This is a genomic window from Microbulbifer rhizosphaerae, from assembly GCF_014191725.1.
GTDB lineage: Bacteria > Pseudomonadota > Gammaproteobacteria > Pseudomonadales > Cellvibrionaceae > Microbulbifer > Microbulbifer rhizosphaerae.
Genome location: NZ_JACHWZ010000001.1, coordinates 293,380 through 312,044, shown reverse-complemented (window position 1 = coordinate 312,044; position 18,665 = coordinate 293,380). Strand labels below are relative to the sequence as shown.

Sequence of the window (18,665 nt, the reverse complement as noted above, 5' to 3'; positions counted from 1 at the left end):
ACAGGAGCGCGGAATCCCAGGGCTTGAACCGGGTACACGCGCAGTCACCTGTAGGAGCGGCCGCTGGCCGCGATCGATAGTCGGAGTGACTGGAAGCCCAATCGCGGCCAGCGGCCGCTCCTACAGAAATCGAATAACAATCATGTTATTTATTGCGTAAGTTGGTATGAACAGGCTTGGGAAAAAAAGTCATACAAACAATTGCGGAGAGCACACAGCAAAAGCGGCCGACCTTATTTCGACCGCTTGCTTCAATATGACTGGAACTCACCGCTGTTTCACTCGCTGAAATCCTTCCAGACCAGTGGTCACCCGCTGTGGGTCTATTTACGGCTGTGTCCAGTCTCGTTACGGACCGCTTATTATTTACTTCCCCCTACCCGGGCATTACTAGTTTAGCGTCGTCACGGCTGTTTCCAAGGAATCAACCCTCTTTCAGTGGCTTGATCAGCCCCTCCAGTCCCTCGATTTTGACTTCCAGGGCCAGCGCCATCAATCGGCCCAGCCGGCCCTCGGGAAAGCCCTTGTTCGCAAACCACAGCAGGTAGGCCTCCGGCAAGTCGATCAGCGGCCGCCCTGCATATTTGCCGAAGGGCATGGGCATGCGCGCGATATCCAGCAGGTCCTGTTTTTCGAAGGTCACTGTATTTTCCATTGGTTGTTCGATCTACCCCACCATACACTGGCTCAGGTCTACTCGCAGTAACAGAGGTGCTTATGAGTATTCAACTCCTCAAACGTCTGGGTCTTACCTTCCTGCTTATCGCCGCCCTGGGAAGTCTTGGCTGTGCCAATATGAATCCCACCGAGCGTCGGGTGGCCACCGGCGCAGGTATTGGTGCGGTAACCGGGGCCCTGATCAGTGGTGGCCGTGTGGGAGGTACAGTGGCCGGGGCTGCACTCGGAGCGGGTGCCGGCTGGATCTATGACTACGAGAGGAAAAGACACTTTTACTATGATCGGTATGGCCGTCGCGTTTACCGTTAAAAGGCAGGGGGGAATCCGTTTCCGGATTCCCCCGCTGTCAGTCTCCATACTTTCATCTTTATTCTTTGCGGTAAGGGTCCTGTAGCCTTTCCGCGCACAATATTTCATTTACGGCGGTTTTTCTGCTCGCAGCAACAGAGGTTCTTATGGGCATTCAACTCCTCAAACGCCTGGGGCTGGCCTTCCTGCTTGTCGCCACCCTGGGAAGCCTCGGCTGTGCCAACATGACGTCCACTGAACGTCGCGTGGCCACCGGTGCCGGCATCGGTGCGGTGACCGGCGCCGCAGTATCCGGCAGTCTGCGCGGCACGGCCGTCGGAACCGCACTCGGCGCCGGTGCCGGCTACCTCTATGACAGGGACAGAAAGAGACGCCGTCGCTAAACGCCCGGCCCCTGACCCGGCAATACCGATTACCGGGTCAGGGGCTTTCGATTACAGCAGCTTGATTTTTGTCTTGCCGCAGCGCTGGCAGCGGTATTCGGTCACCAGTTTGCCCTGCTTCACATCAAACTTTTTCTCGGTGACCACCTGCCACTTGTGAAAACCGTCGCGACACAAACTGCTACCCTTGTGTTTCTGCCAGGCAGTTTTGCGCTTGAAAGGCAGTATATCCCCCATAGCCGTCAGGCGACCTCCCCCGCCGCGTGGCCCGATGCCCAGGCCCATTGAAAATTGTATCCGCCCAGCCAGCCGGTCACGTCCAACACCTCGCCGATAAAATAGAGTCTCGGCTGCTTCTTGCACTCCATGGTACGCGAGGATATCTCATCAGTGTCCACACCGCCCAGGGTGACTTCCGCGGTGCGGTAGCCCTCGGTGCCCGCGGGTACCAGCTGCCAGTGCTGCAGCTGTTCGCCGATATCCTTTAATTCCGCCTGTGTGTACTGCTTTAATGGCAGGCTGGTAATTTTCCGTTGCTGTAAAAAATACTGCACCAGTTTTTTGCTCCACAGCTCCGCCAGCGCACTGTGCAGGTGGGTATTCGGCCTTTCCGCCCGCTGCTCCCCCAACCACTGCGCCAGATCCCGGCCCGGCGCCAGGTCGAAATCCACTGCCTGTCCCTCGCGCCAATGGCTGGAAATCTGCAATACCGCAGGGCCGCTCAGGCCCCGGTGGGTAAACAGCAGCTGCTCGTTAAAACTGCCCGAATCGCAGCTGGCAGTGACCGCCAGCGCACTGCCGGGCAGTTCCCCCTGCTGTTCCAGTTGGCGCTGATGCAGGGTAAAGGGCACCAGCGCCGGGCGGGTGTCGATAATATTGAGGCCGAACTGGCGCGCCACATCATAGCCGAACCCCGTGGCCCCCATGGTGGGGATCGACAGGCCGCCGGTGGCGATTACCAGGGATTCGCAACGTACCTCTCCCAGGCCGGTGTGCACTTGAAAGCCCTTTTCCAGCGGCTCGATGGAGGAAACGCCGCAGCGGGTGCGGATCTGCACTTTGGCTGCGCGGCACTCCGCCAGCAGCAGGTCGACGATGTCTTTGGATTTGTTGTCGCAGAACAGCTGGCCCAGGCTTTTCTCGTGGTAGGGGATTCCGTGTTTTTCCACCAGGGCTATAAAGCCCCACTGGGTGTAGCGGGCCAGGGCCGATTTGCAGAAGTGCGGGTTCCGGCTGTAGAAGTTTTCCGGCGCCGTATACAGGTTGGTGAAATTGCAGCGCCCGCCGCCGGACATCAGGATTTTCTTGCCCACCTTATTGGCGTGGTCCAGCACCAGCACGCTGCGGCCGCGCCGACCGGCCACCGAGGCGCACATCAGCCCGGCGGCGCCGGCGCCGATCACCAGTACGTCGGTTTGTGCGGGAAAGTCGCTCACGGGCGACGGGCTTTCGATCAGGCGCGCGGCAGCGTCACACCGCGCTGGCCCTGGTACTTGCCGCCGCGGTCCGCATAGGACACGTCGCAGATCTCGTCGGACTCGAAGAACAGCATCTGCGCCACGCCTTCATGGGCGTAGATCTTCGCCGGCAGGTTGGTGGTGTTGGAGAATTCCAGGGTGACGTGGCCTTCCCACTCCGGTTCCAGCGGCGTGACATTCACGATAATGCCGCAACGGGCATAGGTGGATTTACCCAGGCAGATGGTCAGCACCGAGCGCGGAATACGGAAGTACTCCACGGTGCGCGCCAGGGCGAAGGAGTTGGGGGGAATAATGCAGGAGTCCCCTTCCACATCGACAAAGCTGTTTTCGTCGAAGGTTTTCGGGTCCACGGTGGCGGAGTGCACATTGGTGAAAATCTTGAATTCGCTGGCGCAGCGCACGTCGTAACCGTAGCTGGAGGTACCGTAGGAGATCAGCCGGTCACCGTTGCCGTTGTGTCGCACCTGCCCCGGCTCGAACGGCTCGATCATGCCCTGCTGCTCGGCCATACGACGAATCCACTTATCGGACTTGATGCTCACTCCGCCCCCTAGTTGCTGTTGATTCTGCTGGTCAGCTCTTTTGGTCTTGTTGTCTCGACCGACAACGAGGCCGAATCATAGCCGGTTTGCGCTGTGCAAAAAAGTGCCAGTCCCGTGCCAGCCCTCTTGCCGGCCCCCACCGACTACTGTATAAATTACCAGTAAATACTGTACACATATACAGACCCAATCCCACTGGGCAACAAATGCGCGCAGAAAGCGAGGGCAGAAACCGTGAACCGTGCCGAAAACTTCTTGCAAAACAACCGCTTAACCACGGAATCGAAACAACAGCGCCTGCAGCAGCTGCTGGCCCGGCCGGATATCTGGCAGGCCGCCAACGAACACAGGCGTCGCCGCCCGGGCATCGCCACCGGCTACAGCGCCCTGGACGCGCTGCTCGCCGGGCGCGGCTGGCCCCGCGGCGCCACCACCGAGCTGCTGGTGGATCGGTCCGGCATCGGCGAAATCTCCCTGCTGCTGCCGGCACTGGCGGAGATCACCCAACGGGAAGAGATGGTAATCCTGGTCAATCCGCCCTATATCCCCTACGCCCCGGCCCTGGCCAGGGCCGGGGTCCAGTTGGAAAAGCTGCTGATCCTGCACCCCCGCGGACACAGGGATGAACTCTGGGCCGTCGAGCAGTCCCTGCAATCCGGCTGCTGCGGCGCCCTGCTCAACTGGCAGGGCCGGGAGACCCCGGCAGACAAGGACCTGCGCCGCCTGCAAGTCGCCGCCCGCGAGGGCGAGGCGCTGCATTTCCACTTCCGCCCCGGCGCCTCCGCCGCCAGCCCCTCCCCCGCCGCCCTGCGCCTGCAGCTGAGCGGAGACGGCGATCAGCTGGCGCTGCAACTGCTCAAACAACTGGGCGGCCAGTCCGGCCAGAAACTGCACCTGGCCCGCAGTCCCGTCCTCACCCGGCGCGACCGCCCATTGCACTGACGCCCCCCGGGACCGCGGAGCTCCAGCTCCGCCAGACGGCGCAGCCGCCCCTGGGAACGCCGAGCCCCAGCTCGGCTTGCGGGCCAAAGGCCCGCCTGTAGGAGCCTGTTGTGACCGCCAGGGATGACGGAAATGCAGATTTTGCGAGGAGCAAAAATCTGCCAGGCGAAAAAGAGGCTAAAACCGGAACCAACCCATGCTCTGGCTCTGCATCCAATTCCCCAAACTCCCCCTGGAAGCCCTCACCCGCGCCCAACGCCACGATTCCAAGGCGGCTCCCAGGGCGGTTATCGAAGGCCAATTGATCGTGGACGCCAACGCCCCCGCCGCCGAACGCGGCGTGGAATGCAGCCTCACCATCGCCACCGCCTGCGCCCTTTGTGCGGACCTGGACCTGCTGCAGCGGGACAGTCAGCGGGAGGAACAGCTGCTGCGCGAACTGGCCCAGTGGGGCTACAGCTTTACCCCCGTGGTCTCCCCCCAGGCGGCGGAATCCATCGAGTCCGGCGACGGCGGCTTCGCCTGCCTCTACCTGGAACTGGCCGGCAGCCTCAAGGCCAGCGGCGGCCTGCAACCACTGTTGCAACAACTGCGCCGCGAGCTGCGCCAGATGCGAATCAGCGCCTTTATGGGCCTGGGCCACAGCCCCAGCGCCGCGCGCCTGCTCAGCCAGCTGCCGGAACACCGCCAGTGGTTGAAGGAAACCCGGACACCGCCCAGCCCCCAACAATGGCGCCAGTGGATCAGCTTTGCCCCCAGCAAGCTGCTTCACTGCAGCAACAAGACCATTGCCAAACTCTACGCCTGCGGCATCAAGCGCGTCAGCCAACTGCTGGCCATCCCCCTGTCCGAAGTGGGCAGCCGCTTCGGCCGCGACTTTATCGACTACCTGGCCCGCCTCAACGGCAGCCACCACGACCCTGTGCCCAGCTACCAGCCACCCCCGGAATTCCACAGCGAACTCTTCTTCCCCAGTCCGCTGGACAATAGCGAACAGCTGCTGTTTCCCGCCGGCCGCCTGGTGCGCGAACTCTGCCGGCAGCTGCAGCGCCGACAGCTCTACAGCCAGCAGTTGCGCTGGAAACTGGATTTCGGCCGCCTCGGCTGCAAGGTGTTCAGCGTGGAGACCTCCCGCCCCCTGCTGGACCCGCAGCGGTTGATCGCGCTCACCAAACTGCAACTGGAAAGGCTCAAACTGGAACATCCCGTGCAGGCCCTGAACCTCACCTGCGACCAGTTATCCCCGCTCAGCCAGGACGATGCGGACGACGACCTGTTTGGAGAAAACAGCAAACTTCAGCGCAGCCACCAATTGCTGGACAAGCTCCGCGCCCGCCTGGGGCACCAGGCCCTGTCCGGCGTCACCCTGAAAGAGAGCCACCTGCCGGAACAGGCCTGGCAGAGCGCCGACACCCTGGTGGTAAAAAGCCGCGCCAGCCGGAAAGGCCAAAGCCTGCACCCGGTCAACGCCCCCAGGCCAACCTGGCTGCTGCCCCGGCCGGACAGACTGCAAAGTCGCGGTCACAAGCTCTTCCACCGCGGCGAACTCAAACTCCTCCAGGGCCCGGAACGTATCGACGGCTACTGGTGGCAACACAACCGCCACGCCCGGGATTACTACATCGCGCGAGGGGAGGAAGGGAGTCTTTACTGGGTGTTTCAGGATCTGACTTCGGAGGATTGGTATCTGCACGGGGTATATGGCTAGCCCTTCCGGATAAAATTTGAACAACTCATAGTTATCAGATAAGATAACATTTGGAGAACACGGTGGCATGGACAGTTGATTTCTACGATGGCGTCGAAAACGCCATCCTGACAATGCCTTCCAAAATACAGGCGCGCATGCTGAGGCTTCTCGAACTGGTAGAGACTTATGGAGCCAACCTTGGCGCTCCCCATACAGCCCCTCTGGGTGATGGGCTGTTTGAAATCAGGGCAAAGGCCAGCGAAGGCATAGCCAGAGCACTATTCTGTTACATGCAAGGCGAGCATATTTATGTATTGCATGCTTTTGTAAAGAAGTCTCAGAGACTTCCCAGGAAGGAATTGCGTTTGGCATTGGCCCGAATGAAAGAGATTAGTCGTGATGAGTAAACTGCAACAACTCAAAAATCGTGCACTTCAGAACCCCGAAGTGCAGCGCGAGTATGATGCTCTTGCAGAAGAATTTGATTTAATCGACAAGCTCCTGAAAATGAGAACAGCTGCGGGTTTAACCCAGGAAGAGCTGGCCCACCGTATGGGCACCAAGAAAAGCAATATTTGCCGCCTGGAGAAAGGCAATACAAACCCCAGCTGGAAGGTTCTCAAGAAATATGCACATGCATGCGGTTTTGAGATTACTGTGGAATTTCACGCGGCATAATATGAAACAAGATAAAGCAGAGCTGATACCAAATGAAATTGTCGGCATGCTTGTCGAACAAAATATGACGCCCATTCGCGCCTGGCGAGGGTACCTGAAACTCACCCAAGCTCAAGTCGCCGAGCGACTCAAAATTACTCAGGCAGCTTACGCCCAACTCGAGGCCAGCCAGCGACCGCGGAAATCCACTTTGCAAAGAGTATCTGCCGCACTGGAAATCACAGTAGAGCAATTAGCAATTTAGCCCTCTATCCGGAGGAATTATGTTTGGCATTGCTCCCAGTGCGCACTCAAGTCGATGGCTGTTGTAGGAGCCTGCTTGCAGGCGAATATTCGCGGGCCTACCGCACCTCCAGCTCGCCTGCAAGCAGGCTCCTACAGCGTAATCCCCTTTAATTCAGTGCCGGGTTAATAACACCAGTAAACTTGATCGATAAAGTCCATTTCCAACACCGGCCCACCATGCAGTACGCCGAACTCTTCTGTCAAAGCAACTTCTCCTTCCTCCAGGGGGCGTCCCACCCACAGGAGCTGGTGCAAACAGCCCACAGGCTGGGCTACAGCGCCCTGGCCATTACCGACGAATGCTCCCTCTCCGGTATAGTGCGCGCCTACAAGGAACTGGAAACACTAAAAGCCAGTGACAGCAATCTCAAGCTGATCTGCGGCAGCTTCTTTCGCCTGCAGGAAGGCGGGCAACTGGTCCTGCTGGCCCCCAACAAATCCGCCTACAGTGAACTCTGCCAGCTGATCTCCACCTCCCGCCTGCGCGCGGAGAAAGGGCAATACCAAACCCACTTGCAGGATCTGCTGGACCTGTGCCGGGAAACCATCGCCATCTGGACTCCACAGGGAGGAAAAGCGCTATTTATTCCCGAAGAGCTAAAGCGGCATTTTGCCAACCGGCTCTACATCGCCCTCAACAACCCACTGGGCGGCCACCAGAACCAGAAAATCCTGGACCTGATGCAGTTTGCACAACAGGAACAGCTGCCACTGGTAGCCACCAACGCAGTGCTGATGCACTGCCGCAGCCGCAAACCCCTCCAGGATGTACTCAATGCGAATTACCACAACTGCACCCTGGAACAGCTGGGCTACCGGCTGGAACAAAATGCCGAACGCTACCTGCGCCCGCTGAGCGATATCGCAGCCCTTTACCCCAGGGGGGCCATAGAGAATACCCTCGCCATCGCCGACCGCTGTCATTTCAGTCTCGGCGAACTGTGCTATCAGTACCCTTCCGAAGTTCTGCCCGCTGGGAAAAATGCCAGCGACTATCTGCGCGAACTGGTACTGGAAGGCGCCGCAAAACGCTGGCCGGAAGGCACCCCGGAGAAAATCGCCAAACAGATAGAAAAAGAGCTCGGAATCATCACCGAACTCCACTACGAACACTACTTTCTCACCATCTACGATATAGTCCAATACGCCCGCAACCAGCATATTCTCCATCAGGGCCGCGGCTCCGCCGCCAACTCCGTGGTCTGCTACTGCCTGTTTATCACCGAGGTGGACCCGGAAAAGATCGAGCTTCTGTTCGAGCGCTTTATCTCCCGCGAGCGCAACGAACCGCCGGATATCGATGTGGACTTCGAGCACGAAAGGCGCGAAGAGGTAATCCAGTACGTCTATGAAAAATACGGCCGACACCGTGCCGGCCTCGCCGCCACCAAGATCAGCTACCGCTTCAAGAGTGCCCTGCGGGATATCGGCAAGGCCCTGGGCATCGGCGCCGCCACCATCGAGCGGCTGCAAGCGGAGCGCGCCTGGTGGGACAAACTGGAAGACTTTCCACAGCAGATACAAAAAGCCGGTATAGACCCCGATAGCACCGCAGGCAAAATGCTGCCGAAACTGCTGCTACAGATTTACGGCTTCCCTCGCCACCTGTCCCAGCATGTCGGCGGCTTCGTGATTACCGAACAGCCGCTGCACACCCTCGTGCCCATCGAAAATGCCGCCATGGAAGACCGCACCATCGTACAGTGGGACAAAGAGGATATCGAAGACCTGAAACTGATGAAGGTGGATATTCTCGCCCTGGGCATGCTCACCGCCCTGCGCAAATCCCTCAGCTATATCGCCCTCTACGGCCTCAAACTCAAGCTGCAGGATATTCCCCGGGAAGACCCCGAAGTCTACGAAATGCTCTGCCAGGCCGACACCGTCGGCGTCTTCCAGGTGGAGTCCCGCGCGCAGATGAGCATGCTGCCCCGGCTGCAGCCGCGCAGGTTCTACGAACTGGTGATCGAAGTCGCCATAGTCCGCCCCGGGCCGATACAGGGCGGCATGGTGCACCCCTACCTGCGCCGCAAGCAGAAGCTGGAACCGGTGGTCTATCCGCACTCAAATCTGGAACCGGTACTCAACCGTACGCTGGGCGTGCCGATTTTCCAGGAGCAGGTAATCCAGCTATCCATGGTCGCCGCCGGCTTCAGCGGCGGCGAGGCCGACGAACTCCGCCGGGCCATGGCCAGCTGGGGCAAAAATGGCAACCTGCACAAATTCAAGGACAAACTGATTCAGGGCATGCTGGCCAACGGCTATGAACAGCGTTTCGCCGAACAGCTGTTCGAACAGATGAAAGGCTTCGGCTCCTACGGCTTCCCCGAGTCCCACTCCGCCAGCTTCGCCCTGCTGGCCTACTTCTCCGCCTGGGTCAAATATCATCATCCCGCAGCCTTCTACTGCGGCCTGCTCAACAGCCAACCCATGGGCTTCTACGCCCCCGCCCAACTGGTCTACGACGCCCAGCGCCACAACGTAAAAGTCCTCCCCATCGACGTCCTCCACAGCCACTGGGACCACCGCCTGGAACTCTACTCCCCTCTCCCACTTGTGGGAGAGGGGTTGGGGGAGAGGGCCCTCCCCTGTAGGAGCGGCGGGGCGGCCATCCGCCCATGGCCGCGATCAACCCAAACCGAATACCTCGAAATACAGGAGCCCTCCCAGGCTCTACCAACTTCTCACCCGTCATTCCGGCGAACGCCGGAATCCAGCCCCCCAGCACTCCGCCTGGGCATGCGCCTGATCAAAGGCCTAGACGAACAAACCGCAATCACCATCTGCAAAATCCGGGCAGATCAGGGCTTCCACTCCCAACCCCAGTTCCGCGAACGCACCCACCTGCCCACCGACCAACTCGCCGCCCTGGCCAGCGCCAACGCCCTCGGCAGCCTCTCGGACAACCGCTACCTGAATACCTGGCAATCCCTGAACTACGAAATAACAGATCAAGCCACCCCCGGCTACCACCCGGGTAACTCCCAGGAAGACAACAGCTACAGCGACTACGCCAGCACCGGCCTCACCCTGCGCGAACACCCCATCGCCCTACTGCGCCGCCGGGACCACTACCGGAACCACCTGACGGCCGCACAACTGAAAGATTGTACCGATGGCCAACAGGTACAGGTTCTCGGCCTGGTGACCTGCCGACAGAGACCCGGCAGTGCCTCCGGGGTTTTATTCCTGACACTGGAAGATGAAACCGGGGTGGTCAATGTAGTGGTGTGGGCTAAAGTGCAGCAGCGTTATCGCCGGGAAATACAGCGGGGAAATATCTTAGAGATTGAGGGGCTGATACAGCTCAATAAAGACCGGGGGGAAAGCCAGTATTCGGTTATCCATTTGATCGGCAAGAAAATCCGTGGCCTGGCCTGGCGGGAAATTCAGAAAGTGAGGAGTTTTCATTGAGGTTTATTGAAGTACTATTTCCAATTGGAACACCTCTAAAAATGACAGACCCGTTCTTTTCCGTAGGGTGCGCCGTGCGCACCATTCAGACCTGACACGGACTTCTGCTCTCTTTGGCTCCCTACAATTGCACCCCGACAGTCCCCTCTCCCCCTTTGGGGGAGAGGGTTAGGGAGAGGGGGAGTGGGGGAGAGTAGTTACGATACAAGGAATCTAATTTGCACATAACTCAAACCAACTGCGCCAGGAAAGTTTTTGCCGGAACTATCACTGGCCGGTGAATTTCAAAACAATCCCTTTCAACAAAATCCAAATCCATCGCCACTTGAAAGGCATGTTGCGCCTGTGTCTGCTGCTGAAAATAGCCCAGCGATTCCGACAGACCCGCACTACCGCTGCTTTTAACCTCAACCAAAAACCAGGGCCGCTGGTCGCGCACGACTAGAAAATCCACCTCACGCTTCTGCTTGTCGCGAATAAAATGCAGGGAAAATTCCCCCAAACCTGTCTCAGTCCACCAATGCGTGGCCTTCAGCAAAGCGCTGGCCACCAGATTTTCCGCTCGCGCACCGGGATCATCCACTTGAGACCAGTCCCACAGAAAATACTTGGGTTCCTTGCGCAGGGCGCGCGCTATATTCCTGTGCCACGGCTTGACCGTGAAGCAGTAAAAAAGTGATTCCAAAGTCGCTACCCAGCGCCGAATGGTATCCACAGATACCCGCACACTGCTCGCCAGGGATGAGTAACTGGTCAATTGACCGACTTGGCTGCGCAGCAGTTCGGCCAGCATCTCAACCTGACCGAGTTCCTGGATACGGGTAAGGTCGCGCAGGTCTTCCCGAAACATCTGCTCAGTGCGCAACCTGCGCCAGCGATTGTAGAAACGCTGACTGGCTTTGACGAAGGGTTCCGGAAATCCTCCAAATCGCCACAGCGCATCCCATTGCCCATCATCAATTCGGGAGGGCTCATGCCTGATCAATTCGGGGGGACTTTCGTCAAATGCCTCGGCGACCGAAATCGGGTGCAGGGTATATGGAAAGTAGCGCCCCATCAGGCTGTCGCCGCCGCGTTTGAAAGTCTCCAACGCCGCACTGCCGGTAACCAGTACGCGAACCCTATCCTCGTACTGATCGAAGAAGCCCTTCAGGAAGTCCCGCCAATGCTGATACTTATGCAGCTCATCAAAAGCGCAAAGGGGCAAATCAGTCTGCAGGCGATCCAGGTCAAGCCCCTGGGCAACAGCCTCAGGACCGCGGAGGATAACCTCCCGATGCGCCTGGTTATCCCAGTTGAGGTATTGGCTTGTATGAAAAGAAGCCTCCATGGCCTTTGCAAGAGTTGTCTTCCCCACCTGCCTCGGACCAGACAGGAACAACATCTGCCGGTGATCATGGCAATGCTGGACAAGCTCTTGCTGTATATAGCGACGCATGACCAATTTCTCATATATCGTAAAATAGTAATGACCATTTTACGACAACGCATCAACTGGTCAACCTTGATTCGATTTCCACATCAGAGCGTTGTAGAACCCAACGATAATATCCGGTCATATCTTCGGGGCCGACCCCGGCGGTCACGCACCTCGTGGTCTTACCCGCAAAACCGCTATACTCCCAAAATCAAAATAAAGGAGTATAACAATGCCTCCGCAACCCCTGGACCAGGCAACGCAAAACGCCTACGCCGATCTGCAAAGCGCCTGCCTCGTTCCAGTCTTTGACGGTACGGATATCCTTCACGTCGAAGAAAAGCCGGGGGCAACGCTACCTCTATGTGTCCACCAAAATCGGCCGGGTTCCAGTGCAGAAATCGTGAGAGCTTACTTGCCGCATTTTTTTCGTTTATCGAAAAAAGTAACACCCTCCAACCCTTCAAAATGGTCATCGGCCGTTATCAACTCCGCACCGTGACGGCGTGCAGAAGCGTAAATAATCGCATCGGCAGAAGAGAGACGGTGTTGAAGAGCCAAATCCGCTGCCAGCAGAGCAATATTACTATCGAGTGCAATCACCTTACCCTGCTCCGTCCAGGCCACAGTTTCCAATGCCGCGATCTCTCCACGCTCTTGCTTAACCCACTTGTAGAGTTCGAACTGAATGGAAGTGGGTACCAACAACTGTTCAGGATCGGCAAGCCAAGGCTTGAAACGCTCCGCCAGAGCACCGTCGGTCAACCACTCTATCCAACCGCAAGTATCTACCACGACCATTAGAACCGGTCCCGGCGGTCGCGCACCTCCAGTGTCGAGGCACCGCGCAGCAGGCCGCGCATCTCATCCATGGATCGTACCGGTACCAGCTCAATCACAGAGCCCTTGACAATAACCGTGAACTTCTGGCCCGATTTCAGCCCGAGCTCGTCGCGCACCGCTTTGGGAATTCCAAGCTGAAACTTGCTGGAAAGTGTAGCTACCGTCATTCTTACAAACCTTAGATCGTTACTAGTTTTGTAAGAATAATGCCTGCACCCACCATACGCCAACCACCTTTCGCAGCAAAAATTTAGTGGGCATCGCATACGCTGCACCGGAACGTGACCATTTAGTCGCGAAGTTGATCCCAAATTGTCACCATTTATTGCAAAACCCGAAGATGGCATTTGGTCACACTTCCAAACTCGCAGGCTCCAGAAAGCTTAAATAAGAACGGTTCGTTAAAAGACGCCAAGGTGAAAGAAGCCATGACAGGGCTCACCCCGACCTCGCATTCAACATCCAGCCGACCATATAATCAGCACTAGTACACTCGGGAAACCGGAATCATGCCAATCAGCAAGCCCGCCGACCAGGACCCCACGCTTGCCCGGATAATTGACCGCCTGGCAAAGCAGGAAAACCTCGCCGCCGTTTGGCTCTACGGCTCCAGGGCCAGAGGAACCCATCGACAGGATAGCGACTACGACATAGCCATCGCCCTCAACAACTTCGACCTGCCTTACGCGGAACGGCGCCTTACGCCCGAGCTGATTGCCATGGATCTCAGCGCTGAACTCGATCACCCGGTGCAAGTCGTGGATATCAATCTCGTTCCCATTCCCCTGGCAGTCAACATTCTCGATGACGGCAAACCAATACTGGTCAGGGACGAACTGCGCTATTGCCGGGAAATAAACCGTATCCATGGCCTCTGGGATGATCACTGTTGGTATCAGAATCAGCTGGAAAAGGAATTGCGCGCATGAACTACAAAGCGTATTGCGATGCACTCACCGAACAGGTTTCGGTGCACGAGGAGCTGCTGAAGCAAATAAGTCAAAAAAGTACACTAGGCCTTCTGGAGCGAACCGCTGCGGAACGGAGCCTGCAAATACTCGCCGAAGCCGCCATAGGCGCCACCAAGCACGCCAACAGAAAACTGCAGCTCCCGGAACGCAGCGATGCCGCCAACAGCGTTGCCCAACTGCTCGAACACTTTCCCTGTCCAGAAGTAGACTCACAGGAAATCCGGGGTGCCATCGGCATGCGCAACGCAATAGTTCACGACTACCTGAACCTGGACTGGAAACTTATTCAGAATGTTATAAGTACACGGCAATACCTGAAGCTGGGCAGGTTCGTCGCGCACTGCTGCAAACTGTTGAGAGAGTAGAGAGCACGAGGCTTTCCAGGAACTGAGCATTGACAACACAACCTTACCCCTGTTTTCAGCCATAGCCTTCCAAAACACACCCCTCTTTTAGACCTTTCTTGTTGAAAATACACCTAATAATTGCCATCATCAGGGCTACTCCACTCGCCCAGAGATCTGAAAATGAATCGCAAGTAATTGATTTTACTGGAAAAATGGTTCAAAAAGGCCAACCGGAAACCCATTGTCCTGCGGGGCGCGAGGCAGGTTGGCAAGTCCACCCTGATCAGACTGTTTGCGAAACAGCAAAACCGGCCCCTGGCGGAAATCAATCTGGAGCGGCACCCGGACCTCTCTTCAGTCTTTGCAACCAAAGATCCAGTCCTACAGGTAAACCTACTGGAAGCCCTCCCCCGCACAGGCGCCATAGCTCCCGACTCCGTGCTGTTTCTGGATGAAATCCAGGCGGTTCCGGAAGCCATACCGGCACTGCGCTATTTCTATGAAGACATGCCTCAGCTGCCCCTGATTGCCGCTGGCTCTTTGCTGGAATTCGTCCTGTCCGACCATCAGTTCTCCATGCCTGTGGGCCGGGTCGAATACCTGCATATGGGGCCCATGACCTTCACGGAATTTCTGGACGCGTTGGAGGAAACCAAGCTGTCCGACACCATCCGCCGCTTCCATCTCGGCGAGGAACTCCACCCCATCATTCACAAACGGATGCTGGAGTTGTTGCGAACCTACTATTTCGTGGGCGGCATGCCCGAAGCCGTGCAGACCTACGCCCACAGCCGGCGGCTGAAAGATGTGAGCGAAGTTCACAACTCCGTCATTGAAACCTATCGCGAGGATTTCCCCAAGTACATCGGCTCAAGGAACCTCTCCCGCATTCAGAGCGTATTCAACTTCGCCGCCCGCAACGTGGGTACAAAGGTCAGGTACAGCCAGTTCTCGAGTCAGGACAAGAGTGCCACCATCAAGGGGGATATCGAACTTCTGTGCATGGCCCGCATCTTATCGAAAGTAGTACACAGCCATTGCAGCGGCCTGCCACTGCAAGCGGACAGCGAGGAGAAAATCTACAAACTGATTTTTCTCGATGTCGGCCTGATGAACGCCATCTGCGGTCTGAACTGGCAGGCAATCACACAAATGACCGACACCCAACTGATCAATGAAGGCGCCATAGCCGAGCAGTTTATCGGCCAACACCTGCAGGACACCCTCTCCTCATCACTCAATCGGGAATTGACCTACTGGTTGCGAGAAGGCCGCGCCACCAACGCTGAAGTCGACTATGTATTGGGATTGAACGGGCAGATACTCCCCATCGAGGTCAAATCCGGCGCAGCCGGCAGCCTGAAATCCCTGCACCAGTTTGCAGGCGAAAAAGGCGTACCGCTGGCAATACGGTTCGATACCGGCCTACCCTCACAACAGACGATCCAAACCCCGGTACGCCGGGCGCAGCAGACCCTCGAAGTCAGCTATCGCCTGCTTTCTCTGCCACTCTACCTGGTAGAGCGGCTGCCGGAATTGGCCCAGGAAGGGGCGGCAAACCTCGACAATCGAACGCATCCCCATCCCTGAAATCGGCATGTGCAACGCAATCGTTCACTACTATTTGAATCTGGACTGCAAACCCATTGAGGTTATAAGCAAGAGCATACCTGGAGCTGGGCAGGTTCGTCACACCGCTGCAAACTACTGAGAAAAGAAAGACCACACGTAACTACCCGCCCATCGGAATCCGTACAGATTAAAGGGAAATCTCCCTGTAGGAGCCTGCTTGCAGGCGAATGGCTACGGAGCTCCGCCCTTTTTCGCCTGCAAGCAGGCTTCTACAGGGGGTGAAGCACCACACTAGGAACTGAACATTGACATCACAACCTTAATCTCCTTCAGGCCATCCTCTCCCTCAGCCAAACGTCCTTTCAAACGCCGGATAGCCTGGCTCACCCCGCTATAGTGAATCCCGCCAAACAGCCGGCCTATCTCCGCCAATGTCATCCCCGCCCTCTCCTGGCAAAGCCACATTGCCAGCGCCCGCGCTGGATTCCAGGCGCCCCGGCCCCGCCCGGGACGGGCATAGATATCAGCGACCGCCAGATCAAAGGCCTCCGCCACCACAGCCACCAAAGAGTCACTGGACTCCGGAACCTGTAACATTCGCTCGCAACGGGGCACTTCACGGCTTATCTCTCCGGCCTCTCCCAAAACGCGCGCACGAAAGGAGTCATCTCCCATAATCGGCGCTTGGCGCTGGCGCTGGTAGAAAGCCCGTATATCTGCGTCCACACCTTGCTCCACATAATCGCGGTACGCCTGGAACTTATTGCGGCGGCCAAGGGCCCCATAGACAAAATCCCGGTATAACCACTCCGGTAACGATACGCGGTTGAGATAGGCCGGATAGCTGGACCAGGGGTAATCCTCCAGCTCGCCGACAAGCGGCTTGCGCGTTTCGATGGGATTGCGGTGAATGTAGCGCGACAGCGACAACAGGTAACTGTCCGCATCCACCAGAATGGCCTTGTAGCGACCGCGAAACAAGGGCCCATCCCGGCGCTGTAGACGGTTGAAACGCTGGGTATAAACGCCATTGATATGCCGCATCCCCCGGCTCAAATTGCCGCGAGGAGTATGCACCAGCAGATGATAGTGATTGCCCATCAGGCAATAGGCATGGATTTGCAAATCGAAACGACTGTGCGCTTCAGCAAGGGCATCGAGAAAGGCCGTGTAGCAATCGCTGTCACGGAATATGGTCTGTCGCGCCGCGCCACGATTCATCACGTGGTACCAGGCACCGGGGAATTCCAGTCTAAGGGGGCGGCTCATATTGAAAGCCTAGACTGGTAAGCTGTTAAGTCAAGACCTGACCCGTACCTCGTGACCCGTACCTCGGTTTGACCCGTACCTCGACCCGTACCTCGTGACCCGTACCCGTACCTTGTTATGACCCGTAACTCGTGACCCGTACCTTGCTGTGCCCCCCAACAACAAGATATAGCAATCTTTGACATAGAGGACTACAATAGCTCCTGCTATCCGGTTAACTGAGGTGCCGCCATGAATGTCTCTCTGACAACCGAGCTGGAGAACTATGTGAAGGCCAAGGTCGCCACTGGCATGTATAACTCTGCCAGCGAGGTATTGCGGGAAGCGTTGCGCCTGATGGAAGAGCGGGACACCATACAGGCCATGAAACTCGAAGCGCTACGGCAAGAGATCAACCAGGGCCTGACATCTATCGAGCAGGGTCAACACAAGCCCTTGGATATCGAGGAAATCAAAGCCAAGGGGCGCTCGCACCAAAAAGGAAAAGCGGGGTAATGCTGACTCTGGAAACCTCACCAGAAGCGGAAGCCGATTTACTGGATATCTGGCTGTACATTGCCAAAGACCAACCCACCAACGCCGACCGTTTTCTGGACCGGTTGCAGGAAAAAGCACTAAAACTGGCGGAGTTTCCTGATATGGGGCGGGACAGGCCCGAACTCGCCAAAGGGCTGAAAAGCTTCCCTGTAGACCGCTACAACATCTATTATTGTGTGATTGGTTCGGCGCTGGTTCTGGTCAGAATTTTGCCCGGGTCGCGCGATATCGACGCGCTCTTCTGAAATGTCTGAGTCCTATTGATCCAGGAGAAACTTGATCAACACCAGCGCCTCTGCGGTGATGGGCAACGAAGGTCAGCGACTGTTCGCGCCGATTTTCTAAATGGGTCGCGGTGTCCAGTTCTTTCAGCTGGTTTATACGCTGCCTGAACGGGCCCATGCCGTATAGCAATCGCTATCACGGAATATGGCCTGTCGCGCCACGCCACGATTCATCACGTGGTACAGGCACCGGGGAATTCCAGTCTAAGGGGGCGACTCATAGATAAAAGCCTAGACGTTAAAGTTGTTATGTCAAGACTTGACCCCTATTTCTGTGTCAAGACTTGACCCCTATTTCTGACCCCTATTTTGACCCCGAAAGGAATCATCTCCCATAATCGGCGCCTGGCGCTGACGCTGGTAGAAAGCCTGCATATCTGCGTCCACACCTTGCTCCACATAATCGCGGTACGCCTGGAACTTATTGCGGCGGCCAAGGGCCCCATAGACAAAATCCCGGTATAACCACTCCGGTAACGATGCACGGTTGAGATAGGCCGGATAGCTGGACCAGGGGTAATCCTCCAGCGCGTCGACAAGCGGCCTGCGCGTTTCGATGGGGTTGCGGTGAATGTAGCGCGACAGCGACAACAGGTAACTGTCCGCATCCACCAGAATGGCCTTGTAGCGACCGCGAAACAAAGGCCCGTCCCGGCACTGCAACCGGTTGAAACGCTGGGTATAAACGCCGTTGATATGCCGCATCCCCCGGCTCAAATTGCCGCGAGGGGTATGCACCAGCAGATGATAGTGATTGCCCATCAGGCAATAGGCATGGATTTGAAAATCAAAACGCCTGTGCGCTTCAGCAAGGGTATCGAGAAAGGCCGTGTAGCAATCGCTATCACGGAATATGGTCTGTCGCGCCACACCACGATTCATCACGTGGTACCAGGCACCGGGGAATTCCAGTCTAAGGGGGCGGCTCATAGATAAAAGCCTAGACACTAAAGCTGTTATGTCAAGACTTGACCCCTATTTTATGACTTGACCCCTATTTATGACCGTTATGTCAAGACTTGA

General features: G+C 57.1%; 22 protein-coding genes. 13 read left to right on the top strand and 9 right to left on the bottom strand.

Features of this window, described 5'->3' with window-relative positions; translation table 11 throughout:
• Positions 1 to 424: 424 nt before the first annotated feature.
• Positions 425 to 643, bottom strand: coding sequence for a DUF3820 family protein (locus FHS09_RS01285; RefSeq protein ID WP_343057370.1), 219 nt, complete (start codon positions 641 to 643; stop codon positions 425 to 427).
• 74 nt (positions 644 to 717) lie between these two features.
• Here FHS09_RS01285 and FHS09_RS01280 point away from each other — a divergent pair, with 74 nt between their 5' ends.
• Both FHS09_RS01280 and FHS09_RS01275 read left to right on the top strand, forming a co-directional pair.
• On the top strand, positions 718 to 987 hold the full coding sequence (locus FHS09_RS01280; RefSeq protein WP_183455854.1) for a hypothetical protein: 270 nt from the start codon (positions 718 to 720) through the stop codon (positions 985 to 987).
• Positions 988 to 1,133: 146 nt separating this feature from the next.
• Positions 1,134 to 1,370, top strand: coding sequence for a YMGG-like glycine zipper-containing protein (locus FHS09_RS01275; RefSeq protein ID WP_183455852.1), 237 nt, complete (start codon positions 1,134 to 1,136; stop codon positions 1,368 to 1,370).
• A 51-nt stretch (positions 1,371 to 1,421) separates the two neighbouring features.
• Here the strand turns inward: FHS09_RS01275 and FHS09_RS01270 are convergent, their stop codons facing one another.
• Genes FHS09_RS01270 through dcd form a run of 3 tightly spaced genes read right to left on the bottom strand, consistent with a single transcriptional unit; the run spans position 1,422 to position 3,393 of the window.
• Positions 1,422 to 1,607 carry a hypothetical protein gene (locus FHS09_RS01270; RefSeq protein ID WP_183455850.1) on the bottom strand — a complete coding sequence of 62 codons (186 nt, stop codon included), beginning with the start codon at positions 1,605 to 1,607 and terminating at the stop codon, positions 1,422 to 1,424.
• A gap of 5 nt (positions 1,608 to 1,612) precedes the next feature.
• Positions 1,613 to 2,806: an aminoacetone oxidase family FAD-binding enzyme gene (locus tag FHS09_RS01265; RefSeq protein ID WP_183455849.1), complete on the bottom strand. Its 1,194-nt coding sequence runs from the start codon at positions 2,804 to 2,806 to the stop codon at positions 1,613 to 1,615.
• A 17-nt stretch (positions 2,807 to 2,823) separates the two neighbouring features.
• Positions 2,824 to 3,393 carry a dCTP deaminase gene (gene dcd, locus FHS09_RS01260; protein ID WP_183455847.1) on the bottom strand — a complete coding sequence of 190 codons (570 nt, stop codon included), beginning with the start codon at positions 3,391 to 3,393 and terminating at the stop codon, positions 2,824 to 2,826.
• Positions 3,394 to 3,627: 234 nt separating this feature from the next.
• Between dcd and imuA the strand changes: the two genes are divergently transcribed.
• From imuA to FHS09_RS01230, 6 genes are all read left to right on the top strand, one after another.
• Positions 3,628 to 4,335, top strand: a complete 708-nt coding sequence (imuA, locus tag FHS09_RS01255) for a translesion DNA synthesis-associated protein ImuA (protein ID WP_343057369.1) — start codon at positions 3,628 to 3,630, stop codon at positions 4,333 to 4,335.
• 196 nt (positions 4,336 to 4,531) lie between these two features.
• Positions 4,532 to 6,043 carry a Y-family DNA polymerase gene (locus tag FHS09_RS01250; protein WP_183455845.1) on the top strand — a complete coding sequence of 504 codons (1,512 nt, stop codon included), beginning with the start codon at positions 4,532 to 4,534 and terminating at the stop codon, positions 6,041 to 6,043.
• Between the two features lie 62 nt (positions 6,044 to 6,105).
• Positions 6,106 to 6,432, top strand: coding sequence for a type II toxin-antitoxin system RelE/ParE family toxin (locus tag FHS09_RS01245; protein ID WP_183455843.1), 327 nt, complete (start codon positions 6,106 to 6,108; stop codon positions 6,430 to 6,432).
• On the top strand, positions 6,425 to 6,703 hold the full coding sequence (locus tag FHS09_RS01240) for a helix-turn-helix domain-containing protein (protein WP_183455841.1): 279 nt from the start codon (positions 6,425 to 6,427) through the stop codon (positions 6,701 to 6,703). The genes FHS09_RS01245 and FHS09_RS01240 overlap by 8 nt, the downstream gene beginning before the upstream one ends.
• 1 nt (position 6,704) lies before the next feature.
• The gene (locus FHS09_RS01235) at positions 6,705 to 6,947 is read left to right on the top strand and encodes a helix-turn-helix domain-containing protein (RefSeq protein ID WP_183455839.1); all 243 of its coding nucleotides are present in this window, start codon (positions 6,705 to 6,707) and stop codon (positions 6,945 to 6,947) included.
• 218 nt (positions 6,948 to 7,165) lie between these two features.
• Positions 7,166 to 10,402, top strand: coding sequence for an error-prone DNA polymerase (locus tag FHS09_RS01230; RefSeq protein ID WP_425487755.1), 3,237 nt, complete (start codon positions 7,166 to 7,168; stop codon positions 10,400 to 10,402).
• A 229-nt stretch (positions 10,403 to 10,631) separates the two neighbouring features.
• Here FHS09_RS01230 and FHS09_RS01225 read toward each other — a convergent pair whose 3' ends face one another.
• The 3 genes from FHS09_RS01225 to FHS09_RS01215 form a co-directional block, all read right to left on the bottom strand.
• Positions 10,632 to 11,840 (bottom strand): ATP-binding protein, encoded by a 1,209-nt coding sequence (locus FHS09_RS01225; protein ID WP_221191720.1) that lies wholly within the window; start codon positions 11,838 to 11,840, stop codon positions 10,632 to 10,634.
• Between the two features lie 390 nt (positions 11,841 to 12,230).
• A complete protein-coding gene (locus FHS09_RS01220) occupies positions 12,231 to 12,620 on the bottom strand; it encodes a type II toxin-antitoxin system VapC family toxin (RefSeq protein WP_183455835.1) in 390 nt (129 codons plus the stop codon).
• On the bottom strand, positions 12,620 to 12,829 hold the full coding sequence (locus FHS09_RS01215) for an AbrB/MazE/SpoVT family DNA-binding domain-containing protein (protein WP_183455833.1): 210 nt from the start codon (positions 12,827 to 12,829) through the stop codon (positions 12,620 to 12,622). Before FHS09_RS01215 ends, FHS09_RS01220 begins: the two co-directional genes overlap by 1 nt.
• 342 nt (positions 12,830 to 13,171) lie before the next feature.
• Between FHS09_RS01215 and mntA the strand changes: the two genes are divergently transcribed.
• From mntA to FHS09_RS01200, 3 genes are all read left to right on the top strand, one after another.
• Positions 13,172 to 13,591 (top strand): type VII toxin-antitoxin system MntA family adenylyltransferase antitoxin, encoded by a 420-nt coding sequence (mntA, locus tag FHS09_RS01210; RefSeq protein ID WP_183455831.1) that lies wholly within the window; start codon positions 13,172 to 13,174, stop codon positions 13,589 to 13,591.
• Positions 13,588 to 13,998 carry a type VII toxin-antitoxin system HepT family RNase toxin gene (gene hepT / locus FHS09_RS01205; RefSeq protein ID WP_183455829.1) on the top strand — a complete coding sequence of 137 codons (411 nt, stop codon included), beginning with the start codon at positions 13,588 to 13,590 and terminating at the stop codon, positions 13,996 to 13,998. The genes mntA and hepT overlap by 4 nt, the downstream gene beginning before the upstream one ends.
• 177 nt (positions 13,999 to 14,175) lie before the next feature.
• A complete protein-coding gene (locus FHS09_RS01200) occupies positions 14,176 to 15,570 on the top strand; it encodes an ATP-binding protein (protein ID WP_183455827.1) in 1,395 nt (464 codons plus the stop codon).
• Positions 15,571 to 15,843: 273 nt separating this feature from the next.
• Here FHS09_RS01200 and FHS09_RS01195 read toward each other — a convergent pair whose 3' ends face one another.
• Positions 15,844 to 16,821, bottom strand: a complete 978-nt coding sequence (locus FHS09_RS01195) for a transposase (RefSeq protein ID WP_425487754.1) — start codon at positions 16,819 to 16,821, stop codon at positions 15,844 to 15,846.
• 231 nt (positions 16,822 to 17,052) lie between these two features.
• Between FHS09_RS01195 and FHS09_RS01190 the strand changes: the two genes are divergently transcribed.
• Complete coding sequence (locus FHS09_RS01190; RefSeq protein WP_183455823.1) at positions 17,053 to 17,316, top strand: type II toxin-antitoxin system ParD family antitoxin; 264 nt, start codon at positions 17,053 to 17,055, stop codon at positions 17,314 to 17,316.
• A complete protein-coding gene (locus FHS09_RS01185) occupies positions 17,316 to 17,603 on the top strand; it encodes a type II toxin-antitoxin system RelE/ParE family toxin (RefSeq protein WP_183455821.1) in 288 nt (95 codons plus the stop codon). The genes FHS09_RS01190 and FHS09_RS01185 overlap by 1 nt, the downstream gene beginning before the upstream one ends.
• Positions 17,604 to 17,933: 330 nt before the next feature.
• Here the strand turns inward: FHS09_RS01185 and FHS09_RS01180 are convergent, their stop codons facing one another.
• On the bottom strand, positions 17,934 to 18,572 hold the full coding sequence (locus FHS09_RS01180; RefSeq protein ID WP_183455820.1) for a transposase: 639 nt from the start codon (positions 18,570 to 18,572) through the stop codon (positions 17,934 to 17,936).
• Between the last annotated feature and the right edge of the window lie 93 nt (positions 18,573 to 18,665).